At 69.7% G+C, this 23,394-nt stretch carries 22 protein-coding genes; 1 reads left to right on the top strand and 21 read right to left on the bottom strand.

What is annotated here, in order from left to right; genetic code table 11:
- Nucleotides 1-71: 71 nt before the first annotated feature.
- From ACZ7OY_RS29365 to ACZ7OY_RS29385, 5 genes are all read right to left on the bottom strand, one after another.
- A complete protein-coding gene (locus ACZ7OY_RS29365; protein WP_471914177.1) occupies nt 72-731 on the bottom strand; it encodes a calcium-binding protein in 660 nt (219 codons plus the stop codon).
- 236 nt (nt 732-967) lie between these two features.
- Entirely contained in the window at nt 968-2,545 is a 1,578-nt protein-coding gene (locus ACZ7OY_RS29370) for a terminase large subunit domain-containing protein (RefSeq protein ID WP_471914178.1), read from the bottom strand.
- A gap of 2 nt (nt 2,546-2,547) precedes the next feature.
- Nucleotides 2,548-3,138, bottom strand: a complete 591-nt coding sequence (locus ACZ7OY_RS29375; protein ID WP_471914179.1) for a hypothetical protein — start codon at nt 3,136-3,138, stop codon at nt 2,548-2,550.
- Complete coding sequence (locus tag ACZ7OY_RS29380) at nt 3,135-4,088, bottom strand: ParB N-terminal domain-containing protein (protein ID WP_471914180.1); 954 nt, start codon at nt 4,086-4,088, stop codon at nt 3,135-3,137. Before ACZ7OY_RS29380 ends, ACZ7OY_RS29375 begins: the two co-directional genes overlap by 4 nt.
- Nucleotides 4,085-6,196 (bottom strand): Hint domain-containing protein, encoded by a 2,112-nt coding sequence (locus ACZ7OY_RS29385; RefSeq protein WP_471914181.1) that lies wholly within the window; start codon nt 6,194-6,196, stop codon nt 4,085-4,087. Before ACZ7OY_RS29385 ends, ACZ7OY_RS29380 begins: the two co-directional genes overlap by 4 nt.
- A gap of 253 nt (nt 6,197-6,449) precedes the next feature.
- Between ACZ7OY_RS29385 and ACZ7OY_RS29390 the strand changes: the two genes are divergently transcribed.
- The gene (locus ACZ7OY_RS29390) at nt 6,450-7,586 is read left to right on the top strand and encodes an IS30 family transposase (protein ID WP_471914261.1); all 1,137 of its coding nucleotides are present in this window, start codon (nt 6,450-6,452) and stop codon (nt 7,584-7,586) included.
- A gap of 183 nt (nt 7,587-7,769) precedes the next feature.
- Here ACZ7OY_RS29390 and ACZ7OY_RS29395 read toward each other — a convergent pair whose 3' ends face one another.
- From ACZ7OY_RS29395 to ACZ7OY_RS29470, 16 genes are all read right to left on the bottom strand, one after another.
- Nucleotides 7,770-8,375, bottom strand: coding sequence for a hypothetical protein (locus ACZ7OY_RS29395; RefSeq protein ID WP_471914182.1), 606 nt, complete (start codon nt 8,373-8,375; stop codon nt 7,770-7,772).
- 4 nt (nt 8,376-8,379) lie between these two features.
- The gene (locus tag ACZ7OY_RS29400) at nt 8,380-8,772 is read right to left on the bottom strand and encodes a PadR family transcriptional regulator (RefSeq protein ID WP_471914183.1); all 393 of its coding nucleotides are present in this window, start codon (nt 8,770-8,772) and stop codon (nt 8,380-8,382) included.
- Nucleotides 8,773-8,940: 168 nt separating this feature from the next.
- Nucleotides 8,941-9,588 (bottom strand): hypothetical protein, encoded by a 648-nt coding sequence (locus tag ACZ7OY_RS29405; RefSeq protein ID WP_471914184.1) that lies wholly within the window; start codon nt 9,586-9,588, stop codon nt 8,941-8,943.
- A 72-nt stretch (nt 9,589-9,660) separates the two neighbouring features.
- Complete coding sequence (locus ACZ7OY_RS29410; RefSeq protein WP_471914185.1) at nt 9,661-10,272, bottom strand: hypothetical protein; 612 nt, start codon at nt 10,270-10,272, stop codon at nt 9,661-9,663.
- A gap of 80 nt (nt 10,273-10,352) precedes the next feature.
- Entirely contained in the window at nt 10,353-11,252 is a 900-nt protein-coding gene (locus ACZ7OY_RS29415) for a magnesium chelatase domain-containing protein (RefSeq protein ID WP_471914186.1), read from the bottom strand.
- Nucleotides 11,253-11,323: 71 nt separating this feature from the next.
- The gene (locus ACZ7OY_RS29420; RefSeq protein WP_471914187.1) at nt 11,324-11,563 is read right to left on the bottom strand and encodes a hypothetical protein; all 240 of its coding nucleotides are present in this window, start codon (nt 11,561-11,563) and stop codon (nt 11,324-11,326) included.
- A gap of 129 nt (nt 11,564-11,692) precedes the next feature.
- Nucleotides 11,693-12,733: a magnesium chelatase domain-containing protein gene (locus tag ACZ7OY_RS29425; protein WP_471914188.1), complete on the bottom strand. Its 1,041-nt coding sequence runs from the start codon at nt 12,731-12,733 to the stop codon at nt 11,693-11,695.
- Nucleotides 12,734-12,846: 113 nt separating this feature from the next.
- On the bottom strand, nt 12,847-13,116 hold the full coding sequence (locus ACZ7OY_RS29430) for a hypothetical protein (RefSeq protein WP_471914189.1): 270 nt from the start codon (nt 13,114-13,116) through the stop codon (nt 12,847-12,849).
- Between the two features lie 106 nt (nt 13,117-13,222).
- The gene (locus ACZ7OY_RS29435; protein WP_471914190.1) at nt 13,223-13,534 is read right to left on the bottom strand and encodes a hypothetical protein; all 312 of its coding nucleotides are present in this window, start codon (nt 13,532-13,534) and stop codon (nt 13,223-13,225) included.
- A 105-nt stretch (nt 13,535-13,639) separates the two neighbouring features.
- On the bottom strand, nt 13,640-16,576 hold the full coding sequence (locus tag ACZ7OY_RS29440) for a DNA cytosine methyltransferase (protein WP_471914191.1): 2,937 nt from the start codon (nt 16,574-16,576) through the stop codon (nt 13,640-13,642).
- A 148-nt stretch (nt 16,577-16,724) separates the two neighbouring features.
- Entirely contained in the window at nt 16,725-17,579 is an 855-nt protein-coding gene (locus ACZ7OY_RS29445; protein ID WP_471914192.1) for a hypothetical protein, read from the bottom strand.
- An 83-nt stretch (nt 17,580-17,662) separates the two neighbouring features.
- Entirely contained in the window at nt 17,663-18,598 is a 936-nt protein-coding gene (locus ACZ7OY_RS29450) for a hypothetical protein (RefSeq protein WP_471914193.1), read from the bottom strand.
- An 83-nt stretch (nt 18,599-18,681) separates the two neighbouring features.
- Nucleotides 18,682-18,861, bottom strand: coding sequence for a hypothetical protein (locus tag ACZ7OY_RS29455; protein WP_471914194.1), 180 nt, complete (start codon nt 18,859-18,861; stop codon nt 18,682-18,684).
- 27 nt (nt 18,862-18,888) lie between these two features.
- Nucleotides 18,889-19,329, bottom strand: a complete 441-nt coding sequence (locus ACZ7OY_RS29460) for a DUF488 family protein (protein WP_471914195.1) — start codon at nt 19,327-19,329, stop codon at nt 18,889-18,891.
- Nucleotides 19,330-19,450: 121 nt separating this feature from the next.
- Nucleotides 19,451-20,281 (bottom strand): methyltransferase, encoded by an 831-nt coding sequence (locus tag ACZ7OY_RS29465; protein WP_471914196.1) that lies wholly within the window; start codon nt 20,279-20,281, stop codon nt 19,451-19,453.
- 71 nt (nt 20,282-20,352) lie between these two features.
- Nucleotides 20,353-23,373: a ParB/RepB/Spo0J family partition protein gene (locus ACZ7OY_RS29470; RefSeq protein WP_471914197.1), complete on the bottom strand. Its 3,021-nt coding sequence runs from the start codon at nt 23,371-23,373 to the stop codon at nt 20,353-20,355.
- Nucleotides 23,374-23,394: the final 21 nt, after the last annotated feature.

A 23,394-nucleotide genomic window follows, 5' to 3' on the forward strand; every position in this document is an offset into this window, starting at 1 on the left:
CGTTGGTAATCGGCAGGGGCCTCGTCGGCGCAGCGCGAGCCTCGGATGGCTCCACCGCCCTCGCGTGCGGGCTACTTCACGTCGACGTAGTCGTCGGCGGCGTTGATCGCGGCCGTGGCGGCGGAACCTGCGAAGGACCAACGCCAGTAGCCGTCGACGGATGCCGTGGCGGTCGTCTTCAGGGCGCCGTTCTTCCCGGACTTCACCGTCTTGACGGTGGAGTAGGTGCTGGAGCCCTTCTTACGGAACTGGAGCTTCACCGGCTGGTTGGCATTGGCTTTGTTCGTCCGCTCGAAGTCCCAGGCCGAGTACGACAGCGTGCCAGTCACGGTGACCGTCTTGCCCTTCTTGACCGGCTCCGGACCAGCGTTGGCCGACAGGTGTGAAGCGTGGACGACGTGCGCCGCGTCCACCATCGTGCCGTGCACCTGGCGCGTACCCCCCGTGTGGGAACCGCCGTAGTTCAGGTCCCACCAGCCGGCGTGGGCGCCCATCCTGAACGCCCCCTGCTTGAGGAGGACCTTGCCCGAGCAGGCGCGCACAGTCTGCCCGGAACTCAGCGTGCAGTAGAAGTCATTCCAGCTGTCGTATGCGGAGTTCTTGGGGTCCTTCAACCTCACGCTCATGGAGTCGCCCGCTATCCCGTGCAGCCTGTATGTGATCGGAACCCACACATCGTGGCTGTTGTCGAGCACGACGGGCTTGCCACCGTTGACTATGAGGCTGGACATGGAGGGCCCGCTGGACGCCTCCGCTGAAGGCGCGGCAAATCCGACGAGGGATAGAGCGCCGGCGACTGCGGCCGTGGTGAAGCGAGTGAGCATGTGTTCGTCCTCAGTGTTGTCTCCGTCACTCCCCGCGACGGAGCAAGATCAAGTTGGCATGACCCTAGATCCACTGTGATCAAGTTGTAAATGCAGTGTGAAGAAATCTTGGAGCCTGAGTGGAGATGACTGTGCGGCTCCGGCTACCTGCTGATACGGCGTCCGTACATGGCGGCCGCGCCCTCGGGCTGCGGGACCGGGCTCGACGGCTGAGGGGCCTGCGGCAGCGGCGCATGGACAATCGCGCCCTTGTTCGCTTCCGGGATCAGGCCGTACGCCAGGACACATGAGGCGTCGATCCGGCCCGGCGAGCTGGGGTCGGTGGGCTGCCACGTCGCCCATTCCCGCTCCAGGTCGGTGAACAGGCCGCGCAGCCGCACCTTGTCCTGCACCATCAGCTGGGCGACCGGCTCGGCGCGCAGCAGCTTCCCCTGCTTGGCCCGGACCGGCAGGATCGACGGCATCAGCACACCCTCGGGGATCTCCCCGTCGCGCTGGAGCTTCTCCCACGACGTCTGGACCGCCAGGACGCACATGTCCCGGCCGAAGTTCCACTCGACGTAGATGACCGCCGCATTCGTGCGGTGGGCGAGCCGGGCGGCCTCCGTGGACCACTGCGCCGACGACATGGGCGCCGAGACGTCGTCGGTGACCCACACGCGGCCGTCATCACCGAGGAACCCGCCGATCACGCCCGCGGTGTCCCGGCCGCCGCCCGACGGGTCGATGCTGACAGCGATCTTCTGTGGCTCCACCACTGTGGTCGTGTCCCGGATGAGGCGCAGCAGCTCCTCCGACACCAGCGCACCCACAGCCGGCTGGGGGTCGCCCTGGCACAGGGCGTGCCAGTCCCGGGGGATCGACGTGACTTTCATGTCCGCCCACCAGGCCCGCAGCTTCGGCTTGTCCTTCGTGGGGATCTTCGGGTGCGGCAGCGGCTCCCCCGGCTCCCGACCAAGCGGGTCCGGCCCGAACTTGGGGTCCGCGTGAGCCGGCAGGTGGACGACCTTCCACCGGCCGCCCTCCTCCAGGCGGCCCTCCTCCGACAGGCGGCGCCCGGCCCAGTCATCGGGATGCCAGCGAGTCTGAATGCCGACGACCGCATTCCGGTCCGGCTGAAGTCGCTTCAGGGCCGTCGACGAGTACCAGTCGTGCAGCGCCCGCCGCGACGCCTCCGACTCGGCATCCGCCCGGTCCTTATGGGGATCATCGACGATCAGCAAATTGACCGAGTGGCCCGTGAGCCCCTTGCCGACGGAAACTGACCGGACGCCCCCGCCCGCCGTCAAGGACCAGTCCTGCTTTGCCGTCGAGCCCCACGCCAGCCGCAGGTCGAACTCGCCGCCGTACTCCTCGACGTAGTCCCGGATCGTCTTGCCGCGCTTCAGCGCCAGGTCGTCACCGTAGGAGGTGACCGCGACCCGGTCCCGAGCGAACAGGCACAGCCACCAGAACGGGAACCACTCCGCAACCGTCGTGGACTTCCCGACCTGCGGCGGGGTCAGGATCAGCAGCCGGTCGTAGTCGCCCCTGGTGACCCCGATCAGCGCGTCACCGATCACCTTCAGGTGCGGGCGCATCCGGTACGAGGGGTCCAGGCCGCGCGCGAGCGTCACCGGGTCGACGAGCAGGGCCTCGCTCATCGACCGTTCTGCTGCGCGCAGCTCCTGGAAGACCGCGGTGTCGTCCAGGTGCTCCAGCTCGCGCACGGCTGTCGTCATGACTACTCCTCGTCGTCGTCGGAGCCGTCGACCGCGCGCAGGCGCCGGTTCACCGACGCGGACAGTGCGGACAGCCGCTCCCGCCGCGCCTCCGGTGTGAGCTGCGCGAACTCGGCGAACTGCTGGGCCAGCGGGTTCGAGCCGTCGCCGGCGAGCGCGATCGTCTCGGTCGGATCGCCGAACAGGACGCGCCGGTGCCGCATGGCCACGTCCATCAGGCGGATGAAGTCCCCGGGGCTCAGGTCCTCGGCGCGCAGGGTGGCCAGCCGCTGCACCAGCTTGCCGATCGCTGCGCCCAGCACCTTGGCGTCGGTCTCGGCGGCCTTCCTGCGCTCCTCCAGCCACATGGCCTCGTACTGCCGGTCCAGGTGCCCGTCGTACGCCTCTACGCGCTCCCGCCAGCGGCCCTCGACGGCCAGGTTCCTCACGTGCCCGTACGCGAGTGTCAGGGTCTCGGCGGCTTTGGTCAGGGTGCGGGTGCGGCCGAGGTCGCGGTACGTCGTGAACTGGCCGTGTCTGCGGGCGGTTTCGGTGGGCTGTCGTTCCCAGGGGTCGATGTCAGGTGCGAGCGCGATGGGGGGCTTAAGGGTCACGGCTGGCCCTGTGCGGTGTCAGGGTCCCCCTGGGGCGTGAATTGCTCCCCCGACAGGTACTCGCCCGCTAGGCGCTCAAGGAGACGCCACCCCTGCCCTGGGGAGATCTCGTCTCTGCCTTCTGCTGCGGCGATGGCCTTGTTGATCGTGATGGCTGCGGGGGCGGGAAGCGTGCGGGTGCCGAGGACTGTCTCCAGGCCGACGTGTCCTGTGTGCTGGGGGGTGCCGTCTGGGGCTGTGTAGCCGGCGGCGAGTTCGTCGAGGTGGTTCTCGACGATGGCGAGGATGGCGTGAAGGGCGGTGGCGACGTTGCCGACCTTGTGGGCGGCGTGGGTGGAGGCGAGGGTCGTGAGGGTCTGCTCGTAGTCGGCGCGGGCGGCGAGCCAGGATTCGTCCTGGCCGGTGCGGGCCTGGTCGAAGGCGGTGCGGGCGGCCTCCAGCTCTGGGGGCAGGAAGATCAGGCTCACGGTGGCGAAGTCCAGGTTCGCCTCGGACAGGCCCTCGGGGCTGACTTCGGCGAGGAGCTTCAGCTGGTCGTCGTCCAGGCCGGAGTAGGCGCGCCAGTCGACGTCGTCGAGCTGCTCGTACAGCTGCTTCAGCGTGGCCGGGTCGTCCTCGCCCGCGATCGAGTTGTGGGACAGCTGGCGGGCGATCAGCTCCTGCGGGGACTGGTACTCCTCGATGAGCATGCAGTCGATCTCGACGACACCGGCCTCGATCGCGGCCATCGTGCGGTGGTTCCCGGACAGGACGAGTTCGCGCTCCTCGGCGTACTCGCCACCCGCGTAGATCAGCGGGGTGGAGGTGAGGCAGCCGTCGCGCCGCACGTTGGCGACGAGCCGGTCGAACTCCTCCTTGCGGAAGTACCGGGCGTTCACTTCGAGGCGGGTGAGGAGCCGCGGGTCGCGGCGGACGAGGCGCGGGCGGAACGGGGCGGGGCTGTCGGTCATCGCATGTCCTTGCCGTGCTTGGTCTTCCACAGGTTGAGGGCCTCGGCGAGCGTGTACGCGCCGAGGGGCCCGCCGTACTGGAGCTGGTAGCGATGGATGCCGTCGCCGGGGTCCTTCGCGGACGCCTCGGTCCGCTTGTGGAGCTTCACGCCGGGGATGCCCCGCCCGTACTTCGAGCTGTTCGGCCGGTCCGTGAACGCGGTCGTCGCCCACCCGTCAATCTGCTTCGACAGGCTGCGCTGGACGAGGAGCTGCGCCTCCTTCGTCGAGGCGGCCATGACGATCAGCTTGGCGAGGCGCCGGTACCGAGTCCACGACACCGGGAAATCGCTCATCAGGTAGGCGGTGTTCGGGTCGAACTTCGGCGGCAGGTAGGCGAACGCGCCGATCACCTTCCCGTCGACCGCGACGGCGCACGCGATCAGCGGGCTCCCCGGCTTGATGCTCTTGGACATGAACTGGGAGCGGATCGCCGCGAACTGCCCGCCCGTCAGGACGTGGATCGTCATGCGGTCGCCGAGCTCGTCGTCGCGGCCGATCTTCGGCATGGGGATCGGTTCGGTGGGCTGCCTGGGGCGGACGATGCGGCGCGGTCCGGCCGCCGCGTACACGTAGATCGGGAGGCCGCGGTTCGCGGTCTGGACGACGCCGGCGAGCTGGGGGCGCAGCTCCGGGCGCTCGATGTGCAGGCCGAGGACCCAGTTCGGCCGGTCCTGGACCTGCTCGATGATCCGTTCCTTGCCGTCCTCGTCGAGGTTGCGGAACGACGGCTCGGGCCACGCGAACGCGGCGTCAATCGGCGCGAACTGCGACTGATAGTCGCCGCTGTTGTGCATGGCGAAGCCCTCGCCGACGTACGTGCCGGTGGTCGTCATGATCGACTGGATCGGGCGCGGGCCGACCGGCTCGACGGCGACGACCTTCACGCGCGGGTTGCCGCGCGAGCGCAGGCTCAGCCGCTCGATCTCCTGCGCCTGGAGCCGGTTGATCAGCCGGTCCGGGCGGACGGTGCCCAGGGCGCGCAGGATCTCGGGCCAGCCCCCGGCGACGTCGATGCCGATCACCTTGCTCGGTCGCGGTGACTGGCTGGTCTCGAAGCCAAGCTCTTTCATCCGCATGACGAACTGGTCGGCCGCGTGCCCGGGGAGCTGGGCGATCCCGGCCTTGGTCGTCGACTTCCCGACGGAGACCGTTCCCTCGCCGTCGAACATGCCCGCCAGCCAGCCGGACTCGTACGTCCGGACCGGCTCCCACGTGTCCGTTACCCGGATGACGTACGGAGCGTCGGTGAGCAGCCGGTCCGCTCGCACCCAGCGGCGCGGGGTGCGGCTCGGCCGGTCGTGGGTGTCGGCGAGCCAGGGGTGATCGACGGTGCACACGATGTCGGTCCCGTCCGCCAGGACGACGCGCACGCACTCCTTCACGGCGGGCTCGGACCGTACGACCTCGGACCAGCGGAGGCGCCGGTGCGTGCGGCCCTCCGGCACCTCCTCATCGAACGCGAGCAGCCGGTCACCGGCGCTCAACTCGCCGCACGGCACCCACCGCAGATCCGCGGTGAGCAGCCGGTGCTCGGGCGACAGGCAGTAGAACGGCGGGAACATCACCACGGGCGCCTCGGCCGGGACGTCGTCGAGGAAGTCGCGGACGTCGCCCGCGTAGAACGAGCCGAGGCGGGTCTCCAGGTTCCGGAGCTTGGTGGCCGTCTTCTCGTGCATGCGCGGCCACTGCTCGCGGGTCGCGGCCATCATCCGCCGGTAGTACACACCGTCCTTGCCGACGTACTGGAGGAACCGCGTCCCCAGCATCAGGGTGGCGAGGAGGTCGGTCCGGTCTTCCAGGTACGGGTGGAGCCAGCCGAGGGGCTCCTCGTATTCCTCGCGGAGCGTGTAGTCGAGGGGGTCGCCGGCGAGGTACCAGCCGAGGGCGCAGCTGTAGGCGGTGATGTCGTTGCCGTGGATCCGTCGCTCGTTGCCGAACCGGGCGTGCAGCACCCGTTCGATCGTGAGGTTCCCGGAGCATCCGACGTAGATGTCCTCGCCGGGCCAGGTGCCCGCGTGCTCGTAGATGATCGAGCGGAGGGGTGCTGGGATCGATCCGTGGAACATGGGGCCACCACTCCCGGGCGGTCGCTGCCGAATTGGGCGGCGATGGTAGCTGAACAGCTCATTTGTCCGTCCGGGCGCTTTCGCTTCCCGGGCACGCCGAAGGCCCCCGCTCACTCTTAGGTTCTAGTGGTCGTTGCAACACCCCAGTTCAGGGGTGGCAATGGACTTCGAGATCCGGGAGGACCGGAGGCCGCAAGGACCCAGGAGGCTGGTCCGGGAGCGGGAGGCATACTTCCGCCTCGTGGATCAAGGAATGGGCTATTTCGAGGCCGCCGCGGTCATCGGCATCAACGTCCGGACCGGCAAACGATGGCGGAACGGACGCGGCGCCTCGGGCAGGAACAAGGCGGCACCACCGGTCAACGCGGTGGTGCCGCCTGTCGTTGAGGCGACGCCGACTGCCTCGCGCTACCTGGGCGAGGCCGACCGCATCCACATCGCCGACCGGCTGCGTGAGAAGGCTGCGGTCCGGGCCATCGCGGCCGAGCTCGGCCGCAGCCCCTCGACGATCAGCCGGGAGATACGCCGCAACCGGCATCCCGCCAACGGCCAGTACCGGCCTCATGCCGCCCAGGCCCGCGCCGACGCCCGCCGGCCGCGCCCCAAGCCCGGCAAGATCGGCCAGAACCCGGAACTGCGGGACTTCATCCAGGACCACCTGACCCTGAGATGGAGCCCGGAGCAGATCTCGCACGCTCTGCGCAGACACTTTGCCGGCCGGCCGGAGATGCACGTGACCCACGAGACCGTCTACCAGGCTCTCTACGTCCAAGGACGCGGTGAACTGCGTCGCGAAACGACCCACGCCCTGCGCACCGGCCGCGTCATCCGCCGCCCGCACCGCCACGCCGCCAAGCGCCAGCCGCGCTTCTCCCACCCCATGGCGATGATCAGCGAACGACCCGCCGAAGCAGCCGACCGGGCCGTCCCCGGCCACTGGGAAGGCGACCTCATCGTCGGCCGCAACTCCCGCTCCGCCATCGCCACCCTGGTCGAACGCAGCACCCGCTACCTGCTGCTCGTCCACCTGCCCACCGACCACAGCGCCGCCACCGTCCGCACAGCACTGACCGACGCGGTCCAGACCCTCCCACCGCATCTGAAGCGGTCCCTGACCTGGGACCAGGGCGCCGAAATGGCCGCCCACCACGCCTTCAGCATCGCCACCGACGTCCCGGTCTACTTCTGCGACCCCGGCAGCCCCTGGCAGCGCGGCTCCAACGAAAACACCAACGGCCTGCTGCGGCAGTACTTCCCCAAGGGAACCGACCTGTCCGTCCATACCCCCGAACACCTGGACGCCGTCGCCGCCGAACTCAACAGCCGCCCACGCAAAACGCTCGGCTGGGAAACCCCAGCCGAGCGTCTGTCTAAACTGCTCGCGGCTTGATCAACTCACCGCGTGTTGCGACGACCCCTTGAATCCGCCACTGCGCGGGGGCCTTCGGGTGGAGCGCCGGCCAGGGCTTACACCTGGACCTCACGACTGGAAGTCAGTGCGTGCAGTAGTTACACAACCAGCGCATCTCCGGTCGCGCCGCTGCTATGGACGACCGGATGTCATGACATTACCTCACTTGTCGCGCTTTGAGCTCTCGTTGAAGTCGCGCTTTGAGCTCTCGCTGAAGTTCTCAAGCCCCATGGCCGCGAGCCCGATCATCGCCCCGACGACGCCGCTCACGACCACGGCGACGAGAGTGACGGTGGGCCCCAAGTCCAACGTCCTGGTCATGGAGTAGCCGGTCAGGACCAGCACCCCGCAGTGGGCCGCCGCCCGCGAGGCGAGCGCCAGCAACGAGCTCCGCCTGACGCCGTCCATGGTGACGGCGGCGGCCGTCGAGCGTGCGCCGTAGAAGGCGAGCTGAAGGGCGAACCACATGCCCTTGCAGAACTTCGTGATCCAGATGCCGTCGCCGCGCAGGATGTACCAGAGGTGAGACTTCCACTTCCCGTACAGCTCGGCCCGGACGTCCTTCGGCGTGACGACGCGCGCGATCTGAAGGACGAGGAAGGCGATGCGCAGCGTGACCATCTTGGTCAGCGCCATCGTCACCTCGTAGACCACGGCGGCGACGAAGGCCGCGGCCATGGCGACCTTCCAGCCGTTCAGGTCGTGACCGAGCAGCATGAATCCGTTCGCGGCGGCCCCGCCGGCGGAGAGGATCGAGAGCTTTTCCACGTGCTCAGATGCCCTTCAGCGAGGTTCGCGGCGAGAAGCATCCGAGGACGCGCGCGAGCAGGTTGGCCTGGGGCAGGCCCCAGCCGGGGGACGAGGCGGGCGGGCGGACGCTTTCGCTGAACTCGACGAGGGCGAGGTGGGCTTCGCGGGCACCTTCACCCGTCATCTCGTAGTAGTGCCGGGCGGGGCGCCTCTCCTTGCGCGTGTCGATGTCTTCCTCGGTGCAGGTGACCCATCCGGCCTTCTCAAGGCGGGCGAGGGCCGGGTAGAGCGAGCCGCCACCGACGCGCGCGGCATCGGCGAGTTCGGTGGCGTAGAAGATGCGCTCCGGATCTTCCAGGAAGGTCTGGAGCACTCTCACCATCGCTGGCGTGAGGTGCTTCTGTTCCATGTCCATGCACCAAGCGTACCCCCAGTCAAGGCTTGACCGACCCCCGAACTGCTCAGTCAAGCCTTGACTGGATGCGTTTGCGCTGATGAGGGCACCGGAGAAGGCCGTGAAAACGCCTGTGGCCGCCTCTCGGCGGCCACGTGGAGAGGAGGAGGGCTGAGGGGGGTGATCGGCTTAGACGGGCAGAGACGCTTCGAACAGTCCGGGCTGGACCGGCGGGCGGGCCGGGGCGGGCTCCTCGGCAGCCCGGTGGGCGAGGTGCTCGGCGATCGTCCAGTTCCACCAGCGGGGCCGGTCCCTGCGCGGGCCGCCGTCGAGAAGCAGCCGGTCGGCGCGCACGTCGTGGACGGTGCCGTCGAGGATCAGCCACACCTCGCACCAGTCGCCGACCGCGATGACCAGGGCGAGGTGGTGGATGTCGCCCCAGCCAGCGTGCAGGCCGCCGGGCTTGACCCACGCCCAGGTGCCCGCGCCGACGTCGCCTGGGCCGGTGACCCGGTGCCGAGGAATCGGCGGGCACTGACGGCGGCGCCGGGCAGGCTTCGGCGGGTAGTGGTGGCTCGGCGGGAAGTGCGGGCGCCGGGCGGCGGCCAGCTCGGTGGCCTCCCGCACGACGACGTCCTTCGGGGTGTAGCAGCGCTCCCCCAGGTGCCAGCCTCTCGGGCCGCGCTTCTCGCGGTAGACGCTCTCGCCGCACTGGCACGGGTTGGAGGTGAGGTGGTCGGCGGCCTCCGCGCACGGCCAGGGCGTGGAGCAGGCCCGGCAGGTCCAGCCGTCGGCGATGCTCGGGAGGTGGGCGTCGGGCAGGCGGAACGGGCGCATCGGTTGGGTCCTCTCGCTGGGTACGGGTGAGGCCCGGGACGGGTGTCCCGGGCCTCGGTGAGCGGTGGCCGGTCAGACTTCGGGCATCTCGTCGCACGGGTAGCAGGCGGTCAGCGCGCAGGCGTACGCCTCCGCCTGGACTCTGGTCTCGAACTCCTTGGCCCCTTCGGCCTCGCACTCGCAGCCGCCGTGCAGGACGCCGACCGATGTCGTCCGCAGGAACACCGTGGCATCCGCGCGGATCTCGTACGGCTCGGCGCCGTCGATGTCGCGCACGCAGTACGCGGTCGCGTCCGGAGCCGGCTGACAGGCCAGGATGCCGATCGCTCCCGGGGCGATGACGAGAGTCGCCTCGGCGGTGATCTCGACCTTCCAGAGCGAGCCCGCCCACTCGGCCCACGGCCACAGGCCGCCGAGCCGGTACTGGCCGTTCTCGTCGGGGGCGACGGTCTCGGTGCCGGGCTCGGAGCGGTAGTCCTCGGTCCAGGTGAAGGTGAGGCGGTCGCCGTCCCATTCGGCGGTCAGGCCGCATCCCGCGTCGCGCACGTTGAGGTCGTGGACGATGGCCTCGGCCGTGGCCCGGGTGACGCTGATCGGGTCGTTGGCGTGCCATCCGCCGGGAACGGGCTGGGCCGAGTACGGGCCGTACATGGTGCCGTCCACGGTGAACAACTGCTGGCTCATGCTGCTTGCCTCTCTGCGGTTCTGGTTGGATCGAGGGACGGGCCGGGGAGCGCTGCCTGCTCCTCTGCCCGGCTGGCTGCTCAGATCGCGGGGCGGGCGAGGACTTCGAGGACCTGCGGCAGGTCGAGGACCGCGTGGAGCGATCCGCCAGGGACGACCGGGCAGTCCTGGGCCGCCGCGACGGTCGTGATCACTCGCCGGCCGCCGCAGATGTCGGCGTACCGGATGTTCACGCGCGGTTCGCGCACGCCGCCGTCGAGTCCGAGTTGGCCGATCAGGATCGTCCGCTTCAGGTTGTTCGGGGGGATGAGCCCGGCGACCGCGAGGATCGCGCAGGCGATGGCCAGGTCGCAGGACGGTCCGGGGCGCTGCTCGCCCATGTGGAGCTCGACGGTCAGCTCGCCCTCGGGCCAGTCGTAGCCGCTGTTGATGATCGCGGCGCGCACGCGGTCGCGAGTCTCGGGCATCTCGCCGTAGGGCGAGGCGAGGCGGAACGAGGGCCGGTCGGCGGGGGTCAGGTCGGCGTGGACGTGGCAGACCATCGCCTCGTGGTTCACGTACGCCCGCGCGTGGCGCTTCACCGGGGGCGGCTCGGGGAGCCGGACGGTGAGGTACACGTCGTCCTCGTCGCGGGCTTCCCACCCGGCGTCGAGCAGGCCGCCGAGGGGCACCGCGCGGCTCAGGAGGTCGTCGACCTCGCGGACCAGGCGCTCGTTGAACTCGCGGGACGGGCACGTCACCGCGGCCGGGGCCCACCAGAGCGCCTGGCCATTGGCGTCGTGGATCTCGTGGATCACCGCGTACTCGGTGTCGACGGTGATGGCGGCCGCGGTGGGCAGGGCCTTGCGGACGACGTCGGCGACCTTCGCGACGACCTCGGTGATCAGGGCGGCGCGGGCGGCGAGCAGTTCTTCCAGGGACTTGCCGCAGGCGCCGGTGAGGGCGCTGGCGGTCGGGGCGGTGTGCAGGGTGTCGGTCATGGGTGGGTCCTCTCGGATCAGTGGGCTGGGCCGGGGGACGCTGCCTGTCCCCCGGCCCGGGTGGCGGTCGGTCAGGAGCCCACGCAGAAGCGCGAGACGCGGCCCTGGATCTCGACCATCACGTCCGTCTCGCCCTTGACGACACCGGCCGCCGGGATGCTCTGGGTCCAGCGGACGACCGAGCGGCGCCTGGCCACCTTCAGGAACTTGCTGGTGCCGACCTCCGAGGAGATGACCTCGGCCGGGTAGAAGGTGCCGACGGTGAAGACCTCGGTGCCGGTGGGGAGGGGGGTGGTGATGGGGAGGGCCATGGGGGGCTCCTTTACTGAGGGGATTTATTGGGTGGTCACTATGTACAACGCGTGAGGACTCCAGGTGGTACCGGGGTAACGCGAGGTTTTTCGAGAAAGGCGCAGGTCAGAGCCCTACACCCCCTCCGGTCAGCTCGCGCTGGCGAGCTCGTTGACGGCGTCCACGGCCTGGCCCAGGTGGCGGGCGCCGATCACGTTCAGGCCGTCGAGGCCCATGCGCCGGACGTCCATGACCTGAGCGGCGGGGACCAGCGCGGCCCGGTAGCCGTTCTCGTACGCGACGCACACCGCGCGCTCGGTGCCGTACGCCCGGACCAGGAAGCCGTCCCAGCTCACTCCCGCGAGGCAGACGATCCGGTCGAGGGCGTACCGGTCGACCTGCCCGCCCGCCGCGAGAACCGCGCAGGCCACGGCCAGGTCGAGGTTGCCCGCGTAGTTGCGGTGGTTGTCGATCGTGGCGACGACCTCGCCGGCGGGGAAGGTGAGGCCCGCGCTCGTGATGCTGGAGCGGACGCGCTGGCGGAGGATCCCGCTCTCGTGGGGGTGCGCGCCGGGCACCGCGAAGGAGCTGCTGCCGCTCGTCACGGTCGCAAGGACGTCGGCGATACCGTCCGGCGAGGCGCCGTGCGCGCGGACCGCGTCGACTTCGTCGATCCGCTCGGCCTGGCTGTCGGCGGCCAGGCCGTAGTCGTCCAGGCCGGACATCTGGCGCAGGTCGGTCAGGAAGCCGTTGACGGCCTCGCGGGAGGTGGCGCCGCTGACGATGTTGACCGACCCGAAGGCGTCGGCCGCCTCGACGCCCAGCTCCTCGACGACCGCCTGGCGGCGGGTGAGGTCGACCGGGGCGGGGGCGATGTCCCACAGGGTGTAGCCGGTGCCCTGGCACTGGCCGACCATGATGAACTCGCGCATCTCGCCCGCGAGGGAGAAGGCGTAGACCCGGTCGTTGTCGTCGCGCACGGTGATCTGGCCGGTGGCGTCCTGCTCGATGCTCCGGGCGTACTCGGTCTCCCGCTGGATCAGGTTGCGGACCCTCAGACCGGTCATGCGGTCCTGGCGGAGGAACGCGGCCGGCCGCCCTTCGCTGATGACGCACAGGTAGGTGGCGTCGTCGTCGATGGCGAGGGCGGCGAACGCTGCGGTGATCTGGGCGCGGGTCACGGTGGTCATGTCTTCCTCCGGTAGTTCGGTCGCTAGCGGCTTCCAGGCAGGGGGCACGGTCGGCGATGCCTGCCGTGACTCCTGCTCAGGGGACGGCCGGGGCCGTCCGCGCCAGGTGGTGGTCAGATGCCGGTGCCGTACTCGCAGTTCTCGCAGTAGGTCGCGGAGCAGGAGGAGCAGTGGATCTCCAGCTCGCCGCCGCAGTCCTCGCACACCTCCTCCACGACCGGGACACAGGAGGGGCAGTGGATCTCCAGCTCGCTGCCGCAGTCCTCGCACACCTCCACGACCGGGACGGGCGGCGCGAGCGGGATGGTGACCAGGCCGGTCGTGTTGAAGGTCGGGCCCGCGGGGACGAACGCGCGGACGGTGGTGATGAGGTTGATGCTCATGGCTTTCTCCTTGGGAAGTTGAGTTAGTGGGTGGTCACTATGTTCAACGCGTGACCACCCCTGGGGTTCCGGGTTGAACTCCGGGATTTTTTAGAAAAACCGCAGGTCAGGACACGTGCAGCGCCGCGCGGCCCGCGTCGGCCATGACGCGCACTCCGCTCCGGGCCATCTGTCGGGCGACGGCGCTGAACTCGGCCTGCGCCCACGCTTCCCGCGCGGCGGCCTCCGCCGCGATCTCTTCGCCGATCCGGACGAGAGCGTCCCGGTCGAGCACGCCCTTGACGACCGCCCGCCGGATGGCGACCGCGGTCTTGACCTGGTTCGAGCGGATCAGTCGCCGCACGAGGTCGAGCGCGTCTTCGGCATCCCCGGCTCCGGCGATCAGTTCGGCCTCTTCGCGGATAGCGGTGGCGAGCATGGCGGGCTCCTTCAGGGAGGGGGTTTATTGGTGAGTCACTATGCCTAACGCGTGACTGTCCGTGAGGTACCGGTGTGACGTGGGATTTTCGAGAAAAACCGCAGGTCAGGCGGCCAGCGCGTATCGGCTTATGGGCTCGCCGGTGATGCACTCGACGAGCGCGCACAGCAGGACCTCGGCCGCATTCGGGGTAACGGCGTTGCCGAGCTGGCGGATCTGGTGCCGCTTGGAGCCGAGGATCTTGTACCGGTCCCCGAAGGCCATCGCCCGCTGGATCTCCTTGGGCTGGAGCATCCGGAAAAGCACCTTGGACACGTCGTAGTTCCCGTCCGCGTCAAGCAGCGCGTACCGGTCCCGGGTGGGCAGAGCGCCGACGGGCTCACCGACCGTGCGGGCCTGGCCGTTGCCGTAGTACGGGACAAGCAGCGGGTCCGCCGTGAGCAGCGACTGGTGGCCGGTGGTCGTCATGGTCCGCAGCGGCTCACTGGCCGGGGTGACCATCTGGGCGGGGTCGCCCTTGGGCGTGTTGTTCCGCATGACCAGCGGAACGGGGGCCATCGCCAGGCCGTGGTGGTTGCCGCCGGCTGAGACGGTGTGGAGCGGGTGGCCGGTGACGTGCCGCGCCTTCTCCTTGTCGCCGCCGCCTCGCATGGGCACCACGAACGGGACGTAGGCGAGCGCGGTCTCCAGGCGGGCCGTCTGGGTGCGCAGCGGGGCATCCAGCGGCATCGGCTGCTTGCCCTCGCGGCCCTCGCAGGGCACGAGGAACGGCGGGGTCACCAGGGCGTCGCTCTCGACCGTGGTCCGCGTGGACATCGGGACGTCGACCCGGGCCGCGTCCTTGCGCCAGGTCCCGCCGGTGGGCACGAGCATCGGGCCGACGTCGCCGCCACCCTCTCCGAACAGCGAGCCCTGTCCGGCCTGCTCGCCGGGCTGCGGCCAGTACCGGGCGATGCCCGCGCGGATCCTAGCCATCGTCGCCGGGGCCAGACCCTCGGGGCACTCCTCGTCCTTCTTCCGGGAGCCGATCGGCGTGCCCTTGATGGACCAGTCGATCGCGGCCGCGGCGGGCAGAACGTCCGGGTGGACAATCGTGCGGCAGGACTTCTTGGGGCACTTGTAGTCGTAGCTCGACCCGTACCGGCCCATGTCCTTGCCCGGCTTGCGGAAGACCTGGAGCGCGGCAACCATCTCGCCGCAGCCCGTGCAGTACGCCTGAGGGCGCAGCCACTTGTCCCAGTCGGGCGTACGGCCGAGGCTCTTGTGCCAGTAGGCCAGGTAGAGCCGGTCACGGGACTGCGGGGCGCGATGCACGCTGCGCGGGTCGGCGTGCATGCTGTTCAGCGCGATCAACCGCGTCCGGTACCCCAGCTTGTGGAACTCCTTCAACCACGCGTCCCACTCGGTCCAGGCGCGGACGTCGACGACGTTCTCGACGACTCCCGCCTTGACCAGCCCGCCGCGCTCGATGACGCCTCGCAGGTAGAGCGGGACCTCTTCCATCAGGGCGCGGCTGGCCACCTCCTCCTCGGTCGGGCCGTCGTCCATCTCGTCGGCCGCCTTGAACTTCTCCTCCTGCTCCTCGTAGAGGCTCATCAGGTCGCCCTGGACGGCCGTGGCCCACGACCGCTTCAGACCCTTCGCGACGCTCCAGTTAGTGCAATTGTGAACGATCACACCATCCGCGACGTACGACTCGTCCTCGGCGACGCTCAGGTTGAAGACCTCGGCCGTCCGGCCGGTGGGCTCGACCGACTTGACCGGCGCCCACCGGTATCCGTCCTGGTCGACATGGAAGGCGCGCTTCGGCCCCTCCGTGATCCAGTTCAGGTGCCAGATCGGCCGGGCATTGATCGCTCGGCCTTCGATCTTGGCAGGCTTACGAGTGCGCGGTCCGGACAGGTTCGCCACGACGCCTAGGGAGTTGGCCATCAGTCGCAGGCTGATCGCGAGGCGCTTCGAGACCGTATCCATCTGCGTGTAGACGCCGTTCTCGCTGCCGTCGGCCGAGAGGTAGCCGGCGAGCAGCGCTTCCCGCCAGGCGACCGGCATGGTCAATGCCCAGGCCGGGATCGTCTTGCCGTAGGAATGCTGTCCGAAGTGCTCGACCAGCCACCTGATCAAGCCACCGTGCGTCGTGGCGAAGACCGTAGCCGTACGCTGAGTGCGCCGGTACCAGGTGAGGCCACTCAGCATCGCATCCAGCCGCTCTGCGAGTTCGTCAGCCTCGTGGTGTCCGCAGGTGACGAGCAGATCGTTCCGGCCGCGCTTGCGATCGGCCGCCGTCTCAACGCGGAGCGAGCCGTCTCCCAGCCAGCGGCCGACGAGCCACCAGAACTCGGGGGTGAACTCGATGCCGCCGCGTCCTCCGATCTCCGGGACTGGCAGTTCCTCGCCGAAGTCGATCGGCGTGGACCACATGCGGCCTTCGAGGTTCTTGGCTTCGGTCCACTCGGTGTCGCCGGTCAGTTCCCAGCGGTATCCCTGCTTCGTGTTCTGCCAGACCCGGGCGCGCTGCCGCGTGTAGAAAGGGTGCTCGGCGGTGGTCTCGATGCCACCGGCGTGACCGACACCCTTCACCAGCACAGTGTCGGCCGTCTTGCGCATGGTGGTCGCGACCGGCCGCCACCTGCGCTCGTGGGTGAAGACCTCGTCTCCGACCACGACGTCCTCGATGGGGACCTGGCCCCGCCGGGTCAGGATCATCGTCCCGGCCGGGAAACACTCCGGGCTCGCCCAGTGGACGTCGGTGACGGGCCAGGCCCAGACCGGGGCCTTGCGGATGTCGCCGATGTAGTGCGTGACGCCCGGGAAGTTGAACTGGTGGGTCTCGATGGCCTGCTTCCAGTGGTTCGCGGCGCGGGTCACGCGCAGGCCGGGGACGGCATCCGCACCCTGGCCGCTGCCGCCGCAACCTGCGAACCAATCCATCACGGAGAGGTCGCCGCTGTCGTGCTTGTAGGCGTTCAGTCGCCGGGGCGCGTTGGCTTCCTTCGAGGCGGCTTCCCAGGAGCGGAAGGTCGGGCTGATGGCGGCGGTCATGGGTGGGGCCTCCCGCGGGAAATGAGCCAGGACCGGGCGCGGGGCCCGGTCCTGGGGGGTGGATGGAAAGCGTTTCTAAAGTCAGCTTTCCCAAGTTGACTTTCGAATATCCGTCATGATCCGCAAAGGGACCACAAAGGAGCCCAGGTCAGACGGCGTCCGCGCGGAACGGGATGATCGGGTTCAGGTGGCCGTCGAGCGCGTACCAGCCCCAGTCGTGGCCGCCGACCGCGTACCGGCCGTTCTCGTTCGGCTGGAGGACCTCGACCGCCTGCTCGTGCTTCTCGCCGTCGAGGTACATCCAGCAGATGACCAGGACTACTGCCCGCGCCCTTTGGTCGACCTGGCCGTCGAGGACGTGGACGGTGTCGACCGCGCCGTGCCCGAAGCACCCGGCGCGGTCCTCGCTGTCTTCGGCGATCCGGCGGACGGTGTCGAGGTCGAACCAGGGCCTCACCAGTCCGTCGCGCTGGTCGGCGGGGTCGACCAGGGCCGGGTAGCGGTCGACCTCGTTCGCGGACACCAGGACCTCGACCCATCGGGGGTCGGGCTCCTCGAGGAGCGTGGCGCCCCGGACGAGGTCGAGTGCGTACGCCGGCCGCCCGTCGCGGTCGGGCAGGTCGGCGCACAGCGGGCCCCAGACCGTGCGGTTCTCGTCGTTCAGGTACGCGGTCCACTCGCTCATGCCGTGGATGCCGTTCCCGGCCTCGGTGAGCCCGACCGCTTCCGTGAACGTCCGCTCGGTGCCGGACAGCGTCCAGTACCGGCCGGTGGGGAACAGGTCGCCGTCCTCGCCCTCGACGAGCTCGGCGGCACTCGCGTCGAACGCGGCGCCCGGCTGGTGGCCGGTCAGGATGTCGCGCACCGCCGCGGCGGCCGCGACGACCATCGTGCGGGCAAGCTGCTCGCGGGCCGCGCGGTCGGCGTCCAGCGCGGCGTGCGCTGCCGCGCCGAGGCTGGCGGGGATCTGGTAGGCGGGCCGGATGGGGGGCTGGGTGTCCATGTGACCTCCTCGATTCCGTTCGGGTGGGGTGGAGGTGGGGCCGGTGCGGGCGCTGTGGGGCGCCCGTACCGGCCCGGGGCGGGCTACTTGCGGGCGGCGGGGAAGGTGATCCGGTACAGGTGCTCCGTGTCCGGGTCCGGGACGTGCACCCAGCCGGCCGCCTCGATGTCGCCGGGCTCGGCCAAGACCAGAGCCCGGCGGAGAATGCCGTCCGCCTTGCCGAGCGTTTCGGTGTCGAACCGGCCGGTGTCCGCTGTGTCGATCTCGGCGTCACCGGCGAACGCGCCGACGATCCGGGCGCTGTCGTCGTGGAGGTCGACCAGGACCGAGGTGGTCTCGGGGACCAGGCGGTGAAGGACGCAGGCGACGCCCCAGCCGGTCGCGCCGAGCGGCGTCTTCGGGCGGGTCAGGCCGCACGTGCACTCGGTGTCGTGCCAGTCCGCGTAGCTGCCGCATCCGGCGCACCACCAGGGGGCCAGGCTCCAGCACCATTCCCAGCCGCCGATGGAGTAGAGGCCGTCGCGGGCGGGCTCGATGACGTTGGCGGCGTCGCCGCCTTCGTCCGCCCACTGCCAGCGGACGTGGACGACGACCGCGCGCGTCTCGCCGTTGCCGTTCGGCTTGCGCCTGCGGGCCGCCTTTCGGGCGGCCTTCGTGGCGATGGCGATCGTGGTCGCGTCCTCGGCGCCCTTGCCCAGGTCGCGCCAGTTGATCCGGATGGCCATGGAGAGCGGCTCGCGTTCGCCCCAGCCGTCGTCCGTCTCGCGCTTGATGTCGCTGTCGATGATGTGGACGGTGTCCCGGCTGTCCGCGCGGCCCTCGATCACGTGGATCGTGTCGGTGCAGTCGTAGCCGTACTCGTCGGCCATGGCGAGCGTCTGGGCGGACAGCTTCCGGGCGACGTCCAGGGTGAACCGGGGGGACATCCAGCCGTTCCAGCGGTTGGTCGGGTCGAGCTTGCAGTCGAACGGGCCGAGCAAGTCGTCCAGGCAGACTCGGGTGGTGATCTCTTCGCGCACGGTGGGTCCTTCGCTCCGTCCGGGCATGGGTCCGGCCGGGACCCTTGGGGTCCCGGCCGGTTGAAACGTGCTGGTCAGGCGGCTCAGTCGTCGCTCTGCGGGTTGGTCGCGGTGGTGTGGTCGTGGCCGGTCTGCTTCCGGTCGTGCGCCATCCCGGCAGCGCAGGTGGCGAGGTGTCCGACCCACCCCTTCTGGAGGCCGTCCGGGATCACGCGGTACACGAAGCAGCGGTGTCCGCAGAAGTTGCAGTAGGCGCCGGCCATGGCTTTCTCCTTGTCGGGGCGGGGCGGCTAGAAGAGGGTGGACGGCGGGGCCGACGTCCGTGGCGGGGCGCCCAGCTCGGGCACTTCCTGGCCGGTGTGCTCCGTGATGTAGTCGGCCAGCATCCGGCGGTGGCACCAGTCGCCGGGGGGCGTGAGCTTGTCGAACCGGTCGAAGCAGAGGAGGACGAGGGGGCTGTCGAGGTCGTAGGCGCCCGCGATGCGGATCAGCTCGGCCTGGATCGCTTCGATGCCGCCTCGCGCGTTGAGTAGCCGGCGGTAGCTGAACTCGTACGCGTCGCGCGCGTTGATCTTGAGGAGTTCGCGGGTCGGGGTGACGAGTTGGGCGTGGGCCGTCATGGGGTACGGGAGGCCGAACCGGGGCCGTCCAACGGTGGTGCGGACGGGGGTGCCCATGCCGGGTTGGAACTCCTGGAAGGTGCACGTTGCGAGGCGGATGTCGGTACTCACGCTGTCCCTTTCGTGGGGGCTTGTGGGGGTGGGATGTTCTACCTTGATCGTTCCCGAAGCCAGCTTTGGCTAACCAGGTTTCCAAAGTTGACTTTGCAAAATGGGCGCAAGGAAAGCCAGGTCAGGCGGCGAAGCTGAAGAGGTCGAGCTGGCGGGGCTGGCGCAGCAGCCAGTCGTGGGTGCGGAGCCGGCTGCCCGCGTAGCCGGGCAGGAAGACCAGGCACGTGCGGACGCGCGTTCCCGAGACCGCGAAGGAGTCCTCGGGCAGGGCCTCGATCTCGCCGCCGACCTCCTCGACGATCTCGCGGAACTCGGTCGACCGCCGGTCCTCCCACCACAGCAGGCCGTTGCTCGCGACGGAGACGAGGACACCGTCGTCCTTCATGAACTGGACCGCGTGCAGGATGTGCTCCAGGGCGTTGCTGAAGGGCGGGTTCATCACCACCTTGTCGAAGCCCTCCTCGTACTCCAGCGGGTCCTGGGCGAGGAAGTCGGCGGCGAAGACCCTGCGGCAGTCGCCCTGTCCACGGAGGATGCCCGCGCGCCGCTCGTCGATCTCGTAAGCGTCGACCAGGCCGCCGCGGCGGGCGATCTCGTTCGTCAGTGCGCCTGCGCCCGCCGAGGGCTCGAGGACGGTCTCCCCTGCGCAGATCCCGGCGAGGTCGACGATCTGCATGACGAGGGCGGGCGGGGTGGCGAACCAGCCCTGCTCGCGCCTCGACGGGTACTCCCCGGCCGCCAGGCACTGGCGCATGAGCTCCTCGATCCGGTGACCGAAGACGTGACCGCGGACGCGCTTGCGGCCGTCCCACCGGCCGCCCATGTCCTTGAGCACCTGGTCGACCTGCTCGTACGTGGGCCGGTCCAGCCCGAAGGGGATGCGCACGAGGTCGCCGCGAATCTCGGTGCGGGGGTCCGTGAGGGCGGCGAGGACGTCGGTCGGAAAGATCATGGTGCCTCCTGGGGTGCGGGGTGGAGAGAGGGGGTGGGGGCCGCCGCCCGGGTGGCCTCCGTGACTAGTCACTATGCGGCGGCTTCGGGGTTGACGACGATGCCGCCCGCGCGGACCTCCGCGACCGCCTGGGCCTTGCGCAGGTTCGCGCTCACCTTGCCGATGAGCTTCTGGAGGTGCTCCATCCGGAGCTGGTGGCCGGGGACGCCGCCCGGGGTCCCGGCGAGGAGGAGGGCCAGCTCCTCCGGGTCCGCGGTGGCCAGCTCGGACAGGATCTCGCCTGCGGTCGACAGCCGGTCGATCTTCTTCGACATCTTCGAGCGCTCGTCCGCGATCCGCTCGCGCTCCTCCTCGGTGACGTCGTGCGCACCGGGGATGGCCTCCTGGACGCTGCCGTCGCCCTCGGCGTCCTCGCCGGCGAGGACGAAGAACGAGCCCTGCGAGGCGCGCCGCTTCTCTTCGGCCAGGCACGCCTTCACGAACTCGTCGGCCGCCCGGTCGTTCGGGAACCCGCCCCGCGTGTACTTCGCCAGGAAGCGCATCTGGTTCTCGCAGCTCAGCTTGGCGACGTACCAGGCCATGCCGACCGGGAGGAGCGCCTTACTCAAGGCGTCCTGCGCGGCGTCGCAGAGCTTGAGGAGGTCGACGCGCCACCCGACGAAGGCGGGGGACTTGCCGCACATCTCGGCGATCTCGTCGACCGTGTACTCGGCGTCCATCAGCCGCTGGAAGGACTTCGCCTCCTCCATCGGGGTCATGTCCGCCCTGCCGACGTTCTCGGCGACCTGCTTGGCGAGGGTCTCGCGGCTGCCCTCGGCGACGCCGTGGGTGACGACCGCAGGGATCTCGGTAAGGCCCGCCATCTTGGACGCGCGCCACCGCCGCTCGCCGACGAGGATCACGTACCGCCGGGTCTCCTTGACGTACCGCAGGCCGATCGGGGAGAGGACGCCCAGGGCCTTGATGGAGCCGGCGAGTTCTTCGAGCTTGGCCTGGTCGAACTCTTCGCGCGGCTGGCTCGGGTCCCGGTCGATGCGGTCGAGCGGGACGATCTTCTGGACGTTCTTGACCTCAGCCGGGGCGGGCGCCTTCTTGGCGGGGGCCTTGGGGGCGTCCTTCTTGGCGGCCTTGGCGGGGGTGGTGGCCTTCTTGGCGGGCGCGGTGGTGGTCATGGTGGGGGCCTCCTCGATGAGGGATGTTAGTGGGTGGTCACTATGTACAACGCTCGTGGAGGCTTTGGGGTTCCGGGTTTCCTCGGAGTTTTCGCAGGTCAGGGGGGTTTTTTCGCTCCCGGCACCCTCACCGTCTCCGGTCGCGGGCGCCGCCGCCTCGGGCTCGACGTCCGCCGCGGCGGGCTCCTCGGCGGCCGCGGTGACGAGGTGGGCGCCGAGGGTGGCCGCCCACGCCTGGAAGTCCAGCGGGGCGTAATAGCCGTCGGTGGACGCGATTCCCTCGTCCACGTACGCGCGGTAGGCGGCGTCGAGCTGGTCGGTGCGCTCGACCTCCGGGCGCTGGGCGGCACGCTCGGCCATCTCGGCGAACTGGGCGGCGCGGAGCTCCTTGCGGGTGAGCTTGCGGCCGGGGGCCTTTTCCTCGGTCACTGCGGACTCCTCAGGGTTGGGGGCTAGTGGGTGGTCACTATGTACAACGCCTGAGACATCCGTTTGGTTCCGGGGAGATTCGGAGTTTCCGCAGGTCAGAGCAGGTTTTTCGGCTTCCGCCTCGGGTGCGACCTCCTTCGGCTTGATGGTCCGCACGTACCCGCTGCTGTCGCGGGCGTACGTCCAGTCGTCCTCGCCGCACTCGTAGCCCTGCTCGCCGAGGACCCGCGCGATCTCGGCCTTCAGGGCACGGGACCAGATCGCCCGCCGGAAGTTCTCCCCCTCCGGTGGCGTGATCGTCACCGGCTCGAAGTCCTTGTGCGGTCGGCTACCGCCGTTCAGCCACGTCAGCGTCGCCTCTTCCCCGCTGATCGGGCAGACGACGAACACCTTCTTGGGCACCTTCGGGTCGCTCTTCTTCTTCGGCTTCGGCTTCGCCGCCTGGGCCTCGCGCACGGCGCTCGCCAGCTGCTCGTCGGAGGCGGTGCGGGCCGTCTTGATGCCAGGCACCTTGCCGTCCGCGAGGAAGGCGTCCATCGCCGCCTCGGGGCATCGGGCCCGGACGTTGGTGTAGTCGGCCGGGTGCGTCCAGACCTTTCCGCGCTGGGTGGCGTCCTCCTGCCTCATCACCTGCTTGGGGGCCAGCCTGAGGTTCCACGCGATCGACAGCGTCTGCCGGTTGACCCGCTCCACCTGGTACCAGGACCCCGAGTACAGGGCGTAGTCGCCGGGCGCGAAGTCGTCCGGGCCCCACAGCTTGACCCCGTCGGCCTCGGCCTTGGCGACCACGGCCTCCCAGTAGGCGATCTCTTCGCGGAGGTCTTCGGCCAGGCGCTCGTGCCGCCCGCTGTCCCAGCCTTCCTTCGCGGCCCGCTCGATGTGCCGTTCCTGCGCGCGGAGGTCGGCGCCGAGCTTGCGCAGGCGCCGCAGGGTGCGCTGCGGGTTGTTCCGGAACGTCTCGTAGCCCTCCGCCGCCTTCGCGCGGCCCGCCCAGTACCCGGCCTTCCGGCCCTCCTCGATCGACTTCCGCATGTTGTCGTGCATGCGCTCCTGGTCGCGGCGGGCGCCGCGCTCGCTGTGGTGGCCGACGAGGATGGGCTGGCCCATCGCGAAGCGGCGGCCGATGTCGTTGGCCCTGTCGCGGCGGGCGTCGGAGTTGGCAGCTGCTCGCCCGGCCCGGTCGTCGAACCGGGTGGCACGTTCCCAGGCGCGCACCACGCGGTCGGTCTCGGCATCCTCGAAGGAGCGCCGCTCCTCCTCGCGGATCTCGATCGTGACCGTGTGGCCGGCTGCGCGCAGGGCGTCGGCCGCCTGGTTGATCTTCCACATGTCAGCCTCGCGGTCGCGTGACCGCTTGACGTACAGGCCGTCGACGTCCTGGGAGAACCAGAAGCCGAAGGGCCGGACGATCGCGAAGATGCCGTCACCCTTCACCGAGCCGGCGAGGATCGTGCCTTCCGCTCGCGTGTGGGTGATCTCGACGTCTGTCATGGGCGGGCTTCCTTTCGGGAA

Source organism: Streptomyces sp. NPDC107559 (assembly GCF_055657365.1).

Coding starts and splice junctions, on each gene's coding strand:
- ACZ7OY_RS29370 (WP_471914178.1), bottom strand. CDS start 2,545: ATGACGACAGCCGTGCGCGAGCTGGAGCACCTGGACGACACCGCGGTC.
- ACZ7OY_RS29470 (WP_471914197.1), bottom strand. CDS start 23,373: ATGACAGACGTCGAGATCACCCACACGCGAGCGGAAGGCACGATCCTC.
- ACZ7OY_RS29420 (WP_471914187.1), bottom strand. CDS start 11,563: ATGGCCCTCCCCATCACCACCCCCCTCCCCACCGGCACCGAGGTCTTC.
- ACZ7OY_RS29405 (WP_471914184.1), bottom strand. CDS start 9,588: ATGCGCCCGTTCCGCCTGCCCGACGCCCACCTCCCGAGCATCGCCGAC.
- ACZ7OY_RS29435 (WP_471914190.1), bottom strand. CDS start 13,534: ATGCTCGCCACCGCTATCCGCGAAGAGGCCGAACTGATCGCCGGAGCC.
- ACZ7OY_RS29385 (WP_471914181.1), bottom strand. CDS start 6,196: ATGTTCCACGGATCGATCCCAGCACCCCTCCGCTCGATCATCTACGAG.
- ACZ7OY_RS29445 (WP_471914192.1), bottom strand. CDS start 17,579: ATGGACACCCAGCCCCCCATCCGGCCCGCCTACCAGATCCCCGCCAGC.
- ACZ7OY_RS29440 (WP_471914191.1), bottom strand. CDS start 16,576: ATGACCGCCGCCATCAGCCCGACCTTCCGCTCCTGGGAAGCCGCCTCG.
- ACZ7OY_RS29430 (WP_471914189.1), bottom strand. CDS start 13,116: ATGAGCATCAACCTCATCACCACCGTCCGCGCGTTCGTCCCCGCGGGC.
- ACZ7OY_RS29390 (WP_471914261.1), top strand. CDS start 6,450: ATGGGCTATTTCGAGGCCGCCGCGGTCATCGGCATCAACGTCCGGACC.
- ACZ7OY_RS29415 (WP_471914186.1), bottom strand. CDS start 11,252: ATGACCGACACCCTGCACACCGCCCCGACCGCCAGCGCCCTCACCGGC.
- ACZ7OY_RS29425 (WP_471914188.1), bottom strand. CDS start 12,733: ATGACCACCGTGACCCGCGCCCAGATCACCGCAGCGTTCGCCGCCCTC.
- ACZ7OY_RS29380 (WP_471914180.1), bottom strand. CDS start 4,088: ATGACCGACAGCCCCGCCCCGTTCCGCCCGCGCCTCGTCCGCCGCGAC.
- ACZ7OY_RS29465 (WP_471914196.1), bottom strand. CDS start 20,281: ATGATCTTTCCGACCGACGTCCTCGCCGCCCTCACGGACCCCCGCACC.
- ACZ7OY_RS29455 (WP_471914194.1), bottom strand. CDS start 18,861: ATGGCCGGCGCCTACTGCAACTTCTGCGGACACCGCTGCTTCGTGTAC.
- ACZ7OY_RS29365 (WP_471914177.1), bottom strand. CDS start 731: ATGTCCAGCCTCATAGTCAACGGTGGCAAGCCCGTCGTGCTCGACAAC.
- ACZ7OY_RS29410 (WP_471914185.1), bottom strand. CDS start 10,272: ATGAGCCAGCAGTTGTTCACCGTGGACGGCACCATGTACGGCCCGTAC.
- ACZ7OY_RS29400 (WP_471914183.1), bottom strand. CDS start 8,772: ATGGACATGGAACAGAAGCACCTCACGCCAGCGATGGTGAGAGTGCTC.